The organism is Tenacibaculum soleae (assembly GCF_001693415.1).
Lineage (GTDB): Bacteria > Bacteroidota > Bacteroidia > Flavobacteriales > Flavobacteriaceae > Polaribacter > Polaribacter soleae.
This window is the reverse complement of sequence record NZ_MAKX01000013.1, coordinates 87,592-104,058: the sequence shown is the minus strand read 5'-3', so window position 1 is coordinate 104,058 and position 16,467 is coordinate 87,592. Positions and strand designations below refer to the sequence as shown.

General features: G+C 29.2%; 17 protein-coding genes. 5 read left to right on the top strand and 12 right to left on the bottom strand.

Features of this window, described 5'->3' with window-relative positions:
• Window positions 1–8: 8 nt before the first annotated feature.
• The 6 genes from BA195_RS10085 to dnaB all read right to left on the bottom strand — a co-directional run bounded on the left by BA195_RS10085 (window position 9) and on the right by dnaB (window position 7,002).
• Window positions 9–1,046: a helix-turn-helix domain-containing protein gene (locus tag BA195_RS10085; RefSeq protein WP_068705068.1), complete on the bottom strand. Its 1,038-nt coding sequence runs from the start codon at window positions 1,044–1,046 to the stop codon at window positions 9–11.
• Window positions 1,047–1,224: 178 nt separating this feature from the next.
• Entirely contained in the window at window positions 1,225–2,352 is a 1,128-nt protein-coding gene (gene bshA, locus BA195_RS10080) for an N-acetyl-alpha-D-glucosaminyl L-malate synthase BshA (protein ID WP_068705066.1), read from the bottom strand.
• Between the two features lie 151 nt (window positions 2,353–2,503).
• On the bottom strand, window positions 2,504–3,349 hold the full coding sequence (locus tag BA195_RS10075; protein WP_068705064.1) for a transketolase: 846 nt from the start codon (window positions 3,347–3,349) through the stop codon (window positions 2,504–2,506).
• Between the two features lie 62 nt (window positions 3,350–3,411).
• Window positions 3,412–4,596: an asparagine synthetase B gene (locus tag BA195_RS10070; protein ID WP_068705444.1), complete on the bottom strand. Its 1,185-nt coding sequence runs from the start codon at window positions 4,594–4,596 to the stop codon at window positions 3,412–3,414.
• A 74-nt stretch (window positions 4,597–4,670) separates the two neighbouring features.
• Window positions 4,671–5,450 (bottom strand): hypothetical protein, encoded by a 780-nt coding sequence (locus BA195_RS10065; protein ID WP_068705062.1) that lies wholly within the window; start codon window positions 5,448–5,450, stop codon window positions 4,671–4,673.
• A gap of 19 nt (window positions 5,451–5,469) precedes the next feature.
• Entirely contained in the window at window positions 5,470–7,002 is a 1,533-nt protein-coding gene (gene dnaB, locus BA195_RS10060) for a replicative DNA helicase (RefSeq protein ID WP_068705060.1), read from the bottom strand.
• Between the two features lie 129 nt (window positions 7,003–7,131).
• Here dnaB and BA195_RS10055 point away from each other — a divergent pair, with 129 nt between their 5' ends.
• The 4 genes from BA195_RS10055 to lysA all read left to right on the top strand — a co-directional run bounded on the left by BA195_RS10055 (window position 7,132) and on the right by lysA (window position 11,537).
• A complete protein-coding gene (locus tag BA195_RS10055; protein ID WP_068705058.1) occupies window positions 7,132–8,202 on the top strand; it encodes a DUF3810 domain-containing protein in 1,071 nt (356 codons plus the stop codon).
• Window positions 8,203–8,219: 17 nt separating this feature from the next.
• Window positions 8,220–8,774: a hypothetical protein gene (locus BA195_RS10050; RefSeq protein WP_068705056.1), complete on the top strand. Its 555-nt coding sequence runs from the start codon at window positions 8,220–8,222 to the stop codon at window positions 8,772–8,774.
• Between the two features lie 30 nt (window positions 8,775–8,804).
• The gene (gene pepT, locus BA195_RS10045; RefSeq protein ID WP_068705054.1) at window positions 8,805–10,043 is read left to right on the top strand and encodes a peptidase T; all 1,239 of its coding nucleotides are present in this window, start codon (window positions 8,805–8,807) and stop codon (window positions 10,041–10,043) included.
• A gap of 288 nt (window positions 10,044–10,331) precedes the next feature.
• Window positions 10,332–11,537, top strand: a complete 1,206-nt coding sequence (lysA, locus tag BA195_RS10040; RefSeq protein WP_068705052.1) for a diaminopimelate decarboxylase — start codon at window positions 10,332–10,334, stop codon at window positions 11,535–11,537.
• A gap of 230 nt (window positions 11,538–11,767) precedes the next feature.
• On the opposite strand, the gene rplI is transcribed toward lysA, so the two are convergent.
• Genes rplI through rpsF form a run of 3 tightly spaced genes read right to left on the bottom strand, consistent with a single transcriptional unit; the run spans window position 11,768 to window position 12,874 of the window.
• The gene (gene rplI, locus BA195_RS10035) at window positions 11,768–12,217 is read right to left on the bottom strand and encodes a 50S ribosomal protein L9 (RefSeq protein ID WP_068705050.1); all 450 of its coding nucleotides are present in this window, start codon (window positions 12,215–12,217) and stop codon (window positions 11,768–11,770) included.
• A gap of 15 nt (window positions 12,218–12,232) precedes the next feature.
• On the bottom strand, window positions 12,233–12,529 hold the full coding sequence (gene rpsR / locus BA195_RS10030; RefSeq protein ID WP_068705048.1) for a 30S ribosomal protein S18: 297 nt from the start codon (window positions 12,527–12,529) through the stop codon (window positions 12,233–12,235).
• 3 nt (window positions 12,530–12,532) lie between these two features.
• Window positions 12,533–12,874: a 30S ribosomal protein S6 gene (rpsF, locus tag BA195_RS10025; RefSeq protein ID WP_068705046.1), complete on the bottom strand. Its 342-nt coding sequence runs from the start codon at window positions 12,872–12,874 to the stop codon at window positions 12,533–12,535.
• Between the two features lie 121 nt (window positions 12,875–12,995).
• On the opposite strand from rpsF, the gene BA195_RS10020 reads away from it, so the two are divergent.
• A complete protein-coding gene (locus tag BA195_RS10020; protein WP_068705044.1) occupies window positions 12,996–13,892 on the top strand; it encodes a sterol desaturase family protein in 897 nt (298 codons plus the stop codon).
• Window positions 13,893–13,922: 30 nt separating this feature from the next.
• Here BA195_RS10020 and BA195_RS10015 read toward each other — a convergent pair whose 3' ends face one another.
• The 3 genes from BA195_RS10015 to BA195_RS10005 all read right to left on the bottom strand — a co-directional run bounded on the left by BA195_RS10015 (window position 13,923) and on the right by BA195_RS10005 (window position 16,362).
• Window positions 13,923–14,984 (bottom strand): hypothetical protein, encoded by a 1,062-nt coding sequence (locus tag BA195_RS10015; RefSeq protein ID WP_068705042.1) that lies wholly within the window; start codon window positions 14,982–14,984, stop codon window positions 13,923–13,925.
• 63 nt (window positions 14,985–15,047) lie between these two features.
• Entirely contained in the window at window positions 15,048–15,821 is a 774-nt protein-coding gene (locus BA195_RS10010) for a hypothetical protein (RefSeq protein ID WP_141677690.1), read from the bottom strand.
• Window positions 15,802–16,362, bottom strand: coding sequence for an RNA polymerase sigma factor (locus BA195_RS10005; RefSeq protein ID WP_068705037.1), 561 nt, complete (start codon window positions 16,360–16,362; stop codon window positions 15,802–15,804). The genes BA195_RS10010 and BA195_RS10005 overlap by 20 nt, the downstream gene beginning before the upstream one ends.
• Window positions 16,363–16,467: the final 105 nt, after the last annotated feature.

Sequence of the window (16,467 nt, the reverse complement as noted above, 5' to 3'; positions counted from 1 at the left end):
AAATCATCTTATTGTAATTTAATTATTTTTTCTTGCTTATTTTTTAAAAATTCACTCGGGTTAATACCATATTTACGTTTAAATATCTTCGAAAAATAACTTCTACTAGAAAATCCTATTGAATAAACTATTTGAGAAATATTATAATCTGTTGTATTCATCAAATCTCTTGCTTCTTCTAAACGTACATGCCTTATATATTCAATAACTGTTCTAGAAAACAATAACTTAAATCCTTCTTGAAGTTTAACTTGTGTAATACCTATGTTATTAGCTAAATCCTCAACATTATAATCTTCTGCTACATTTTTAAGTATTCTTTGACCTACTTTACGTACTAAACTTATTTCTTTTTTAGTTAAAGATGTACTTGGTTTTTTATTTCTTTTAATATCTTTATTATGCTGTAGCATGTGTTCTGATAATATCTGATACACAATACCTTCTTTTATTAATATACGAATCATACCTTTTTGTTTAATTCCGTTATATTGTTTTATAAGGTTTGCTAATTTCAAATTGTACGTTCCAAAGTAAGCGAAAACATTTTCATGTTGGTCATCATGAAAAACTTCATATAATCTCTGGTTTAATACTGAAGCATCATTTAAACGTTTTTTAATAAATAAAACTCTATTTATTTGAATAAGATGCATGTTTATTTTTACATTCTTTTCAAAATATCTATAATTATAGCCTCCATCTTTACTCGTAATAATTACAGATTGATATTGCTCTAATTTTCGTTTTTTATTTTCTAATTCAAACTTATGAAAAGTATGACCTTCAGTTGTATATGTAAAGTGTATTGGGTTAAATTCAGAAGCATCTATAGCTACTCTAATATCATCTAAAAAGGTAATATCGTATTGTAAAACATTGCCTCCCCACTCAAAGGTTAAAAAGGTAATTTTACCTTTAGCTAAATTACTATCAACTTCTAAAACATACTCACCCCATCTTTCAGTAATCTCGCCTCCTATTACTTTTTGTATTTGCTCAACTGCTCCTATAACATCTGTAGCGGTAATATTTATAACTGTCATTATTTTTTTTGATAAAGTTAATCTTAATCTATTATAATTTTCATAAATGTTTAAAACTACAGACCTTTAATATCTTTAAAGTTATATGTTTATGTTATTTAATTTTTAGTTTTTAACAAGATATTTAAATACTCTTTTCATAAATAATTTTCAGCTAAATGCTTTCAAAACAAATTTTTTATCTTTTTGAACATTTTTTATAAATTTCCTCATAAACAGGCAGTATTTGTTCTAATGAAAATAATTTAATGTGTTCTTTTGCCTTCTTTTTAAATCTTTCTAAAACAATTTCGTTTTTTAAAATTTTAATGGCATTTTTAGCCATGTCATCAATAGCTCCTAAATTACTCAAATATCCTGTTTTACCATGAACATTTACCTCAGGCAACCCTCCACAATTAGTTGAAATTACTGGTGTACTTGCTGCCATCGCTTCTAAAGCTGCTAACCCAAAACTTTCTGTTTCTGAAGGTAATAAAAACACATCTGTATAACATAGTATTTTGGCAACTTCATTACTATTCCCTAAAAACAATACTTTCTCTTCAATTTGTAATTTTTTTGCTAAATTCTCAGCTTTTAAACGTTCAGGCCCATCACCCACCATTAGTAATTTAGAGGGGATTTTTTTTTGAACTTCATTAAAAATCTTAATTACATCTTCTGTTCTTTTAACTGGACGAAAATTACTAACATGTGTTAAAATTTTTTCTTCAGGTTTTGCTAAAGCTATTCTTTTACATTCGTCTTGATTTGCTTTATCGTATTTTTTACCATCAATAAAATTATAAACCACTTTAATATCTTTATCAATATTAAATAAACGCAAAGTGTCTTCCTTTAAACTATTAGATACCGCCGTTACTTCATCTGACTTATTGATACTAAATTCTACCGCAGTTTTATATGTTGGATGACTTCCTACTAAAGTAATATCTGTACCATGTAAGGTCGTTACAACTTTTATTTCTATACCTTTATCTTCTAACATTTTTTTCGCCATATAAGCTGCATAAGCATGCGGAATAGCATAGTGCACATGCAAAACCTCTAATTGGTGCTTCTCTACAACTTCAACCATTTTACTAGATAATGCTAACTCATAAGGTTGGTATTGAAATAATGGATATTCTTCTAAAACGACTTCATGAAAATGCAATCGATGTGAAAAAAAATCTAACCTAACAGGCTGGTTATAAGTAACAAAATGCACTTCATGACCTTTATCAGCTAATGCCATTCCTAACTCTGTTGCTACTACTCCACTTCCTCCAAATGTTGGATAACACACAATTCCTATTCTCATATTTTATTAAAAGATTGAATGGTTTAATTATTGATTTACTTAACTGTAAAGATAAAATTATTCTTACAGTTAAATTCTAAATAAAACTATAAAAAAAAGAGTTTTTCAATTATGAAAAACTCTTTTTTTAAATTATTAATAACATGTTCTTTTAGTAATCTCCTAATGTTTCAGGATTTTGTGCTAATGATGATGCTAATTGCTCATCATTAGGTGCTTTACCATGCCATGCGTGAGTATGCATCATAAAATCTATACCATTACCCATTTCTGTATATAATAATACACAAACTGGTTTTCCTTTACCTGTACGATATTTTGCATCTGCCATTCCCTTTAAAATAGCTGCTACGTTATTTCCTTCTCTTATTTCAAGTACATCCCATCCAAAAGCTTCAAATTTTGCTTTTAAACTTCCCATTGCTAAAACTTGGTCGGTGGTACCGTCAATTTGTTTTTCGTTTACATCAATAGTTGAAATTAAATTATCAACTTTTTTTCCTGCAGCATACATTGCTGCTTCCCAAATTTGACCTTCTTGTAACTCTCCATCACCATGTAATGTGTATACAATTTTATTATCGTCATTTAATTTCTTTGCTTCAGCAGCACCAATTGCAACGCTCATTCCTTGTCCTAAAGACCCTGAAGCAACACGAATACCAGGCAAGTTTTCATGAGTTGTTGGATGTCCTTGTAAACGAGTGTCTAACTTTCTAAATGTAGCTAATTCAGCAACTGGAAAGAAACCACTACGTGCCAAAACACTATAATAAACTGGTGATATATGTCCGTTTGATAAAAAGAATAAATCTTCATTATTCCCATCCATTTTAAAATCAGTAGAATAATCCATGATTTCTTGGTATAAGCATGTTAAAAACTCAGCACATCCTAAAGAACCTCCCGGGTGTCCTGAATTTACTGCATGAACCATTCTAACGATATCTCTACGAACTTGTTGTGTAAACTCTTGGTGTTGTTGTATTGTTGGCATTGTTGTTTTGTTTTGTCATTAGCAAAAGTAACTGTTTATAAAACAATTGCCAATTACTTTTTTTAAGTTTTTTTCTTTTTCTTTTTTGCAGCAGGAAAGAGCACATTATTTAAAATTAATCGATATCCTGGTGATGTTGGATGCAAATCTAATTCTGTTTTCGGATCTCCTACTCTATGCTGATAATCTTCCGGATCATGGCCACCATAAAAAGTAAACATTCCTTTCCCTTTGGTACCATGGATATAACGCCCTTCACCATTCGTTTTATTTTCACCTAAAACCATTACAGTCGATTTTATTGTACTTCGATCAAAAGAAGTAGTTTGTCCCATAAAAGCTTTTACCAATTGCGTGTGATTTTGCGTTAACATTGTTGGTACTTGATCCCATTTTGCTGAAAACTCTCTTAACGTAAAATAATCAACTTCTTTTTTTATTTTACGCTTACGTGTCATATCTATTGATGAAAACTCGTACGTAGTTGGATTGCGAATCAGCTCAAAGTTTTTAAATGCAAAAGTTTTATTAAAATCTATTTTTGATTGATAATTAGGCTCCGAAGCATCTCCGTCAAACATTCCTTCAGCAATATCAACACCGTCAGCAGCTAAAGCAATATCAAAACTATCGGTTGCTGAGCACATTGCAAACATAAATCCGCCACCAACTACATAATCTCTAATTTTTTTAGCTACGGCTCTTTTTTCTTCTGATACTTTTGTGTAACCTAATTTTTTAGCCAGTGCTTCTGCATCTTTTTTTTGTTGAATATACCAAGGTGCCGTTTTAAAAGCGCCATAAAAACGCCCGTATTGTCCCGTAAAATCTTCGTGATGTAAATGCAACCATTCGTATAATAATAGTTTATCATTTAATACTTCTTCATCATAAATTACATCAAACGGAATTTCAGCATAGGTTAATACCATAGTTACTGCATCATCCCAAGGCATTTTTCCTTTAGGAGAATATACAGCTATTTTTGGTGCTTTTTCTAAAGTTACCGCTTCTTGATTTTTAGAGGGTGATGAAATTTCTTCTAAAATTAAAGCTGATTTAGCGTCTGAAATTACTTGGTATGAAACTCCACGAATTTTACATTCTTTTTCTACCGATTGATTGTTTTCTATTAAAAAAGCACCACCATCATAGTTTAACAACCATTTTGCTTTTAAGCCGTTTTGTAAGGCGTAATAAACAATACCGTATGCCTTTAAATGATTTTTTTGATTATTATGATTCATCGGCACGTATATAAAAGACGCCCAAAGTGAGTTTGTAACAAAAAATAATATAAATGAGTATAATGTTTTTTTCATTAAATACTTACAGGATTAGTTTTAGATATTTCTATTAAATCACTTTCATTATCTTCAAAAAAATCATCAATATCCTTTTTCAATTCTTGAATATACTTTTGTAAATTATTAGATGATGCAATTGTTATTAAATTTGAGTTATTTTCGTCTAAAATTTTTGTATTCATTACCACAGAAGAATTTACTTTATTAAAATTAAGTTCATTTTTTATATCTAAACAGGCATCAAACAATACTCCTTCAATTAAAACCATGGGAATATAAATATTACACTGTTTTAAGTTAGAGTTATTAAATTTGTGTATTAGATAATCACATGCTTTTAACAAACTTGTAGTAGCAGAATATGCTAAATCTTTACTTTCTTTAAATGCAACTACTAAATTGTATCCAGCGTTATTTATATTTGGAAAAAGATTTTTATATTTATCTTTACCATTTATTTTGTCTAATAAAATTTCTGCGTTTTTAGTTGCAAATGGTTTGAATCTATTTAATTTAGGGTTTATTAAATTTTTATTTTTAAAAACCAACCAAGGTTTATTTGTAGATTTTTTACATTCTATAACAAAAGAAAAACTAAAAGACACTCCGTTTACTACTTTATTCAAATAAGCAATAACGTCTATTTCTCTATATTTATTTGTGTCCGTATCTTTATATAATAAAGATTGTGAAATTTTAAACCCTTCTTTTTGAAACAAGCTAGCTACCTCCATTTCAAAAGGATAACCATTTTTTAAAACCCAATTTTTTATTTTTCTTTCTAACTCATCCATATATCAAATATACAGAATTTTAAAAAGGCAATCCTTCATCATCATCACTAGGGCCAAAAGCATCTTCAGGCGAAGCAAAGTTATTAGAAGCCATTTCGTTGTTAAAACCTGATTCGACACCAGTATTCATACTTGATTGAAACTCACTACTAAACCCTTCTTCTAAATCTGAGAATTTTGCTAAATGCCCTGTAAATTTTAAACGAATATTATCCAATCCACCGTTACGATGTTTTGCTACAATAAACTCTCCTTGTCCTTCACATGGTGAGTGATCATCATCGTCCCATTCTGTCATTCCGTAATACTCTGGTCTAAAAATAAACGATACAATATCGGCATCTTGCTCAATTGCACCCGATTCACGTAAATCTGATAATAACGGTCGTTTTGATCCTCCACGAGTTTCTACGGCACGCGATAATTGTGATAATGCAATTACTGGCACACTTAGTTCCTTTGCTAAAGCTTTTAAGTTACGTGAAATGGTAGATATTTCTTGTTCACGATTTCCACCAGATCCTCCAGCAGTCATTAATTGTAAATAATCAATTATTAAAATACGAACGTTATGTTGTGACACTAAACGTCGTGCTTTTGCACGTAAATCAAAAATTGAAAGCGCTGGCGTATCATCAATAAAAATTGGTGCATCTGATAGTTTTTTAACCTTAACATTTAATTGTTCCCACTCATGTGGTTCTAAATTACCTTTACGTAGTTTTTCTGATGTTAAACCTGTTTCAGAAGATATCATACGTGTAATTAACTGTACTGATGACATCTCTAGTGAAAAAACTGCAACAGCGTGGTTAAAGTCAATTGCCATATTTTTAGCCATTGAAATTACAAATGCTGTTTTACCCATACCAGGACGCGCTGCAATAATTATTAAATCAGACGGTTGCCAACCCGATGTTAAAGCGTCTAATTTGGTAAACCCGGTTGCCAAACCACTCATTCCTTCTTGGCTAGAAATTTCTTGTATTTTATTAATAGATTGTTGTACTAGCGAATCGGCTCTTTCGGCTCCCTTTTTAAGATTTCCTTGTGTTACTTCAAATAACTTTCCTTCGGCATCATCTAATAAATCAAAAACATCAACTGTTTCGTTGTATGCATTTTCAATAATTTCAGAAGAAATGGTAATTAACTTACGCTGAATATATTTTTCTAATATAATTCGAGAATGGAATTCGATATGCGCTGATGATGCTACTTTTTGAGTTAAACCAATTAAATAAAAATCACCTCCTGCTAAATCTAACGTTCCATTTTTCTTTAATTGATTTGATACTGAAAGTAAATCAATTGGCTCTGAGTTTTGAAACAACGCGTAAATTGCAGCGTATATTTCTTGATGCCTTTTGTCATAAAAAGCTTCTGGATTAAGTATATCGATTATCTCATCAATTCCTTTCTTATCAATCATCATGGCTCCTAAAACAGCCTCTTCTAATTCTAGTGCTTGTGGTGGTATTTTACCTTTTTCAAGGCTAACAATTTTAGCCCTTTCTGTTTTTGTTCCTCTGAGAGATTGCGTTCGTTCCATAACTGCAAATGTAATTTTTTAAGCTGATACTTATAGGCGCTATCTTTAACTTTCTTTATACACAAATTTTGTAAACAAAATTGTTATTAACTTGTTGATAACCTTATAACTTTCTTATTTTTGAATTTTATGAAGCAATATCAAAAAAAAATATTTTTAGCTTTAACCTTACCTATTCAGGTATTTTTTGTGCACCTTTTAAGTCAAAAAACTGCGTGGATAGAAAAATACTATAGTAATGGTGTATATCCCTATATATCTAAATTTTTTCGTTTTATTTTAGGTTGGATTCCTTTTTCTTTTGGAGATATTGTAGGATTAATTTTAATTTTATTATTGATAAAGGGCATTTATCAACTAATTAAAAATCGATTTAAAAATAGCATTTCACTACTTTTAAATTTTACAATAGCTTTATCTATTATCTATTTTTGTTTTTACACTTTTTGGGGATTCAATTATTTTCGTGAACCATTGGCTAAAAATTTAAACTTACAACAAGCAACTTACAGTACTGAACAATTGGTTAAAACAACAAAAAAAATTGTTCTTGAGTTAAATAAAGTGCATTTGCAAATTGTTGCAAACGATTCTATGAAAGTCAAAGTTCCATATTCGCAAAAAGAAATTTATCAGTTAGCTACCAATGGTTATCAAAACTTAGCTTTTATTTATCCGCAGTTAACCTATCAAAATACATCTATAAAAAGTTCTTTAGTTAGTTTATTTCAATCTTATAACGGAACCGCTGGTTATATAAATCCAATTACTGGTGAAGCGCAAGTAAATTGCATGATTCCTAAAACAGGATATCCAACTACTACATGTCATGAAATGGCGCATCAAATAGGTTGGGCTGCAGAAAATGATGCTAACTTTGTAGGTTTTTTAGCCTCTATTGCAAATGATGATTTATATTTTAAATATTCAGGCTACAGAATGGCGTATAATTACTGTATTGGCCAAGTATACAAACATGATAAAGCGATTGCATCTGAAATAAAAAACTTAGTAAACAAAGGCATTTATAAAGATTACAGAGATAGTTATTTACATTGGAAACAATTTGACAACCCTTTAGAGCCTTATTTAAAAAAAGGTTATAACTCTTATTTAAAAGCAAACAATCAATCAAAAGGAATAAAATCTTACAGTTATGTGGTAGATTTGTTAATTGCCTATTTTGATAAAAATCAATAAAAACATTATTCTTATTTATGAAATATTTTTTAGCTATTTTAGTCCTATTCTCTATCATTTCTTGCAACTCTCTTCCTGATTTGAATGAAGATTTTCCGTGTGTAAAAATTGATACTTACACTGATTTACAAAAAAATGAAGATGTTAGAAAAATGTTTACAATACCGTTGCCTAAAAAATGGAAAGTAAATTTATATTTTGATGATACAAAAACATCCCTTTACGCAGCTGACACCACAGTAAGCCTAACAAAAACAACGCTTATTGATGTTACCCTAGTACATAAAACCGTTTTTATTGATAAAACTTTTGCTCAAAAAATTACAGACGATAACAAAAAAATGAATTTATCAGAAATTAAAACAAACAAAGTAAACCTACTTAACAAACCATCATATTATAGTTATGCTAAGGGTAAAAAAAATAATTATTCTTATCATATTTTAAACACCTTTACTAAAATAAATTCAGACAATTTTTTACATGTAAAAACAGAAATTTATGGAGACTCTTTAGTAGATGAACGAATTTGTAAAGCCTTAAAATTAATAAACAAAATACAGTTAAATTAGTTATTTTTGAAACGCTAAAAAAATACAACAATGAACAAACAACATATCATCAATCGATTTATAAAATACGTAACTATTGATACAGAAAGTGATCCTAACAACCCTGCTTTTCCGAGTACCGAAAAACAATGGGATTTAGCTAGAGTTCTTGAAAAAGAATTGAAAGAAATAGGAATGGAAGAAGTTGATTTAGATGAAAACTGTTATCTAATGGCAACCTTACCTAGTAATTTAGATTACGAAGTGCCAACCATTGGTTTTGTTGCTCATATTGATACAAGTCCTGATTTTACTGGCGCAAATGTAAAGCCTCAAATTCATGAAAATTACGACGGAAAAGATATTCTTTTAAATAAAGAAGAAAACATTGTATTATCTCCAGATTATTTTGAAGATTTATTACAATATAAAGGACAAACAATTATTACTACTGACGGAACTACACTTTTAGGTGCTGATGATAAAGCTGGTGTTACCGAAATCGTTTCTGCGATGGAATATTTAATTCAACATCCAGAAATTAAGCATGGTAAAATTAGAGTATGTTTTCCTCCTGATGAAGAAGTAGGAAAAGGTGCACACATGTTTGATGTTGAAAAATTTGGTGCTCAATGGGCATATACTATGGATGGAAGTCAGATTGGAGAACTAGAATATGAAAACTTTAATGCTGCTGGTGCTAAAATTACTGTTAATGGTAAAATAGTACATCCTGGTTATGCAAAAGGAAAAATGATTAATTCAATGACAATTGCCAGCGAATTAATTAATGCAATGCCATCCAATGAAGTGCCTGAAAAAACAACTGGTTACGAAGGTTTTTTCCATTTACACAATATGGAAGGAAAAGTTGAAAAAACAACTTTACAATACATTATTAGAGACCATGATATGGAATTGTTTAAAAATCGTAAACAAGCCATGTTAGATTTAGTTTCAACCATGAATAAAAAATTAGGTCAAGACTTAATTGAAATTGAAATCAAAGACCAATATTACAACATGAAAGAAAAAGTAACTCCTGTTATGCATATTGTTGATATTGCCGAAGAGGTTATGAATGATATCGGAATTACACCTTTAATTAAACCTATTCGTGGTGGTACCGATGGATCTCAACTATCATACAAAGGATTACCTTGCCCAAATATTTTTGCCGGCGGACACAACTTTCACGGACGTTACGAATACGTACCTGTAGAAAGTATTTTAAAAGCTACCGAAGTAATTGTTGGAATTGCTGAAAAAGTAGCTGTTAAATTTAACTAAGCTTAACTTTTTATAAAAACAAAAAACTCTAGCAAAAGCTAGAGTTTTTTTATGACATCTCCTAGCCCTACAGAAAATATAATAAATATTAAATTGAAATAAATCCCCTTATTTTTATTTCAATACAAATATGAATCTATTTTCAATCCCTTTATTTAGGAGAATCACCTTTTCTCTTCCTGATAACAACCTTTTTTTACAAAAGAAACAGATTTGTATAGTTTTTATAAATAATTTTTTAGGTATACAGACTTCTATAAATTTGACGCAGTTAAACAACAAAGAAGAATGAATAGAGAAGATTTATTAAATTTAGCCAATAAATATGGTTCACCACTTTATGTATATGATACCGAAAAAATAACGCAGCAATATAAAAAGATAACCACAGCGTTTTCTAAAGTTAAAAGTGTAAAAATAAATTACGCTGCAAAAGCTTTATCTAATATTAATATTTTAAAGGTTTTAAACACTTTAAAAAGTGGACTAGACACTGTTTCTATTCAAGAAGTTAAACTTGGTTTACATGCTGGTTTTAAACCAAAAGATATTATTTACACACCAAATGGAGTATCATTACAAGAAATTGAACAAGTAGCTAAATTAGGAGTTCAAATTAATATTGATAATTTATCTATACTTGAATTGTTTGGTCAAAAACACCCTAAAGTACCTGTTTGTATTCGTATAAATCCACATATTATGGCTGGCGGAAACAGTAATATTTCTGTAGGTCATATTGATTCTAAATTTGGAATATCAATTCATCAAGTACCACATATAAAAAGAGTTGTTGAAAATACAGGAATGCGTATTAATGGTATTCATATGCATACCGGATCTGATATTTTAGATATTGATACTTTTGTTAGAGCTTCAGAAATATTATTTGACGTTGCTAAACAATTTAAAAACATTGACTTTATTGATTTCGGAAGCGGATTTAAAGTACCTTATAAAAAAGATGATATTTCTACAGATATTGTTGAATTAGGAGAAAAATTATCCACTCGCTTTAATCAATTTTGTAAAGAATATGGCAAAAATATTACCTTAATGTTTGAGCCTGGTAAGTTTTTAGTAAGTGAATCTGGTTACTTTTTAGCAAAAGTTAATGTTATAAAACAAACTACTTCTACTGTTTTTGCTGGTATTGATAGTGGAATGAATCATTTAATTCGCCCAATGCTATATAATTCTTATCATTATATAGAAAACCTATCAAATCCTAAAGGTAGAGAGCGTTTTTATAGTGTTGTAGGTTATATTTGTGAAACTGATACTTTTGGCTCAAATAGAAGAATTAATGAAATATCAGAAGAGGATATTTTATGTTTCCATAATGCTGGTGCTTATTGTTTTTCTATGACTTCAAATTACAATTCAAGGTTTAAACCTGCAGAAGTTATGATTTACAAAGGAAAAGATTATTTAATAAGAAAAAGAGAGACATTTGAGGATATTCTTAAAAATCAAGAGGATATAAAACTATAAAAAAAACGCTGATCTTATATAAGATCAGCGTTTTTTAAAATATAATCAATCCCTTAAAAGACTATATTTTAATTGTAATAAAGTCCCCTATTCTTTATTTATATTACAAATGTCATCAATTACTTTTAATAAACAGTAAGGAAAAACCTCCTTTTCACCTATTAAATACTATAAAAAATAAAAACCTACTCAAAAATGAGTAGGTTTTATAATATATATTATTTTAACTATTACTTTTCAGCAACAACTTCAAATACAATATCAGCAACTACAGCTCTGTGCAAACGTACAGCAGCATTATATTTACCTAATCTTTTTACACTACCTCCAGTAACTTTGATAAATTTCTTATCAATTACAGTACCAGCTTTAGCTATAGCTTCAGCAACATTAATGTTGTTTACCGAACCAAATAATTTATCACCAGAACCTACTTTAGAAGCAATCTTAATTTCATATCCTTTAATAGCTTCAGCCACTTTGGTAGCATCTTCTACTAATTTAGCTTCTTTAAAAGCACGTTGCTTTAAGTTTTCAGCTAATACTTTTTTAGCTGAAGAAGTAGCTAAAATTGCAAATCCTTGAGGAATTAGGCAATTACGACCATAACCATTCTTAACAGTTACAACATCGTCTTTAAAACCTAAATTTTCTACGTCTTGTTTTAATATCAATTCCATGTGTCTACTTCTTTATTATTTTAATAAATCACCAACATATGGCATTAATGCTAAGTGACGCGCTCTTTTAATAGCTTGTGCCACTTTACGTTGATATTTTAATGATGTTCCTGTTAAACGTCTTGGTAAAATTTTACCTTGTTCGTTTACTAAATACATTAAGAAGTCAGCATCTTTATAATCGATGTATTTAATACCATTCTTTTTAAAACGACAGTATTTAGCTTCTTTTTTAGTTTCGATATCAAGCGGAGTTAAGTAACGTACTTCTCCTTGCTTGTTTCCTTTTGCTTGTTGATCTATTGATGCCATTTCTTACTTTTTTGCAGATTTAACACGATTTCTTCTCTTTTCAGCCCAAGCTGCAGCATGTTTGTCTAACTTTACAGTTAAATAACGCATAACACTATCGTCTCTTCTGAACTCTAATTCAAAAGGAGCAATCGCATCTCCTGCTACCTTGTAATCTAATAAGTGGTAAAATCCACTTTTTTTCTTTTCAATTGGGTAAGCTAATTTTTTTAAGCCCCAATCTTCTTTAGAAATCATTTCTGCACCTTTAGATAGTAAGTAGTCCTCAAACTTCTTTACTGTCTCCTTTATCTGAGTTTCAGATAAAACGGGATTCAAAATGAAAACAGTTTCGTAATGATTCATAATTAAATTGTTTAAAATTTATTTTAAGCCTGCAAATATACTGTTTTTTCCTATCTAAACAAATTCTTACCTTTAAAAACAATCACTATTTTTTATGTAGGTTTGTAACTAAACCTTTTTTATGCAACTCCCTGAAACACCAAACTTAATACATTACGCCATTCCTTTTTTTGTTATAACTGTTATTATTGAAGTTATACTCACTGTTAAAGTTAAGTTAGAAGATTATGAATTTAAAGATGCCTTTACTTCAATAATAATGGGTTTAGGTAATGTTGCTATAGGTTTATTTACCAAAGGAGTAATTTTTACAATTTTTACTTTACTATATAGTTACAGATTTTTTACGATTCCTTTTATATGGTGGTCATGGATTGTTTTGTTATTTGCTGAAGATTTTGTGTATTACTGGAATCATAGAATTGCACACAAAAGTAGGCTTTTCTGGGCAAGTCATGTAGTGCATCATTCATCAAAAAAACACAATTTAAGTACCGCTTTAAGGCAAACTTGGACCGGTAGCTTTTATACTTTTATTTTTTGGGCACCTTTGGCTATCATCGGATTTCATCCTTTAATGATATTAACTCAAATGAGTATTAGCTTATTATACCAATATTGGATTCATACTGAATTGATAAAAAAATTACCCAATTGGTTTGAAGCTGTTTTTAATACACCTAGTCATCACAGGGTACATCACGCTACAAATCCGCAGTACTTAGATAGAAACCATGCGGGTATTTTTATTATTTGGGATAAACTATTTAGTACTTTTGAACCCGAAGTTGAAAAACCTATATATGGTTTAGTTACTAATATAAATACATATAATCCTATTAAAATTGCTTTTTTAGAATGGTGTAATATGTTTACTGATGTTTTTAAAAGCAAAACTTCTTTAGGAAAAAAGTTTTTATATCTACTAAAGCCTCCTGGTTGGAAACATGACGGCACCGGAAAACTTTCTGGTGATTTACGCCATGAATGGGAAGTAAATAAAAAAAGAGAAGTTTAAACACTTCTCTTTTTTATTAAAGTCAATACCTTAATTAATATCAAATCGTAATCCTAATGAAATATTTCGTGTGTCTGTATTCTTAAATAAAGGATTTAAATCATATTTAACATACAAACCATAACCTTGGTAAGCAAAATATGCGCTTAGTCCATAATTAATTGTGTTGGTGTTAAAACTAGCTTTTTGTACTTCTTCAACATTAATACCTTGTGCGTTTTTGTATTCTAAATACTGGCGAGTTCCTAACTTAAACCCAAAGAAACCTCCAAGCCCGAAGCGAATAGATTGATGTGTTCTATCAACAATTTCTTCATCTGAATACTTTTTATTTTTTGAAAAATCAAATTCTAAATGCATCGGAAAAGTCATTTGAACATGGCGTAATCTACTTTCTATAAGATTATTTGTATGTTCATTTAATGCTATTTCATCTCCATTTACAACATGATATTGGTTATTTTCGGCTCTTAAATTATTCCATAAAAATGATACCCCATATTTAAAATATGTTTTCGATGGTTCTTTTGAAAAACGTGTTTTAAATGTAAAACCTAATTCGTAAAAATGCGATTGCCAAAATTTATACTTAGAATCATTTAATGAGCTAAATTTATTATTTGTTAAAACATTGTTTACACCTAAAGCAAAAACAAACTGAGTAGTGGTTCTTTTATTTTTTCTATTTCTTTTTTTCTTAACATCATCATCCGATAAGTTAAACTTAAATGTCGTTCCTCCTATTCTAAAAGTATCTTCATAGTCAACATCATTATTACTTGCTATTTTACCATCAGTTTTATCTTGCACTAATTGTTGTAAATTTTGCTCTTGTTCACTAATTAAATTTTCTATTTGTCTCGCATGATAAACTGCTGCTGACTTTTTTAAAGCATTAGCCTCATCAAGTGTAAGCTCTTTTTTATCAACTTTTAAATTAATTTCTTTTACCTTTATTTTTAAGGAGTCTTTTTGCTGTGTTGTTATTTTATCAATATTTTTAGATATTTTTTTCACCTCATTTTCAAATGTTTTTTCTTGAGATTGGGCAATAGTTGTTACAAACAACACTAATAATAGTATTCTTTTCATGTTTTAAATTTTTAAATTAAATGGAATAATTTGGTAATTTAATTATCGATAATTGGTAAGCGTTTACTTATTTCTATCTGCAATTGCTACAATTACATTTGATAGTTTTGATTTGAATTTTTTCATGAAATTTTGCTCAAAATCAGTTTCTTTAATATCATACTCTACTTCGGCCAAAATAGTTTCAGGATTTATGGCAAGGTTTGATTTTATTAATTCTTTTCGAATAGTATCTAACACATCTTTTCTATTAATTTTATACTTCGCATAATACTCTTTTACCTCTTCTTGCGAATGTGTTACTACAAACAACAAATCATCACTATTTACAAGTATACTTGATTTGCCTTTTTTACTATTTGCAATCGTTGAATCTTTATCTTCTTTTTTAACTTTATGATTAACTAAAATTTTACCAATACGTTGTTTTGACACATTGGCTACTGTCCTTTTAGATTCTTCTTTAAACTGTATTTTTTTAGTTTTTATATTTTTATATTTTTCCTTTCTTTCAATCACTTTTACAATTGCTTCTTCAACAGGTATAATTTCTTTTAGGTTAACTTCTTTAAGTTTTAAAGTATCAGTTGTTGCATTAACTATAATATTTTGAGGAGTAAGTTTATTATTATTTAATATGTATAAAAAACCTGCACCAATTAACACAACAATACTTGCTGCATAACCTAGGTACAAAACCCAACTATGTTTTTTCTTAACTGGCTCTTTATTCAACTCTTCACTTAAACGTTCCCAGGCTGATAAAGAAGGTTTAAATTCCCTATCTTTAAGTTTATCAGCTATTTGTTTATCTATTTTATTTGTCTGCATTTTCAATCTGATTCATTTTTATATAGCTTTGTTGCAACCACTTTCTGGCTTTAAACAATTGCGACTTAGAGGTACCTTCTGAAATATTTAATTTTTTAGCTATTTCTGAATGTTTATATCCTTCAATGGCATATAAATTAAAAACTAATTTATAGCCTTCAGGTAATTGGTCTATTAATTTCTGAATATCTTCTACCGATGTATTTTCTAAATTTTCGGTAGCAACATCATCAAAAACAAAATCTTCATCTGTTAATTGAATCGGATTTTTTTTATTTAAATAAGTAAGACAAGTGTTTACTATAATTTTACGAATCCACCCTTCAAAACTCCCTTCATTTTTAAAGGTATCTAATTTTGTAAATACTTTTAAAAACCCTGAAAGCATTAAATCTTCAGCATGGTGCATATCTTTTACATATTGCCTACAAACCCCTAACATTTTAGGCGAGTACTGTTCAAATAATAGCTGCTGAGCTTCTCTATTCTGCTCTTTTGCTTTTTTTATTAATACAGATTGATTTTTATGTAACTGAATAATTTTCAATTCGAATAGTTAATTTACACGCTTACAAATATAAAGACTAGCACATTGTAAAAAAGGTTGCCTAGCGGTAAAAAAAAGTAAAAAAGAATCTCCGACTTTATAAAA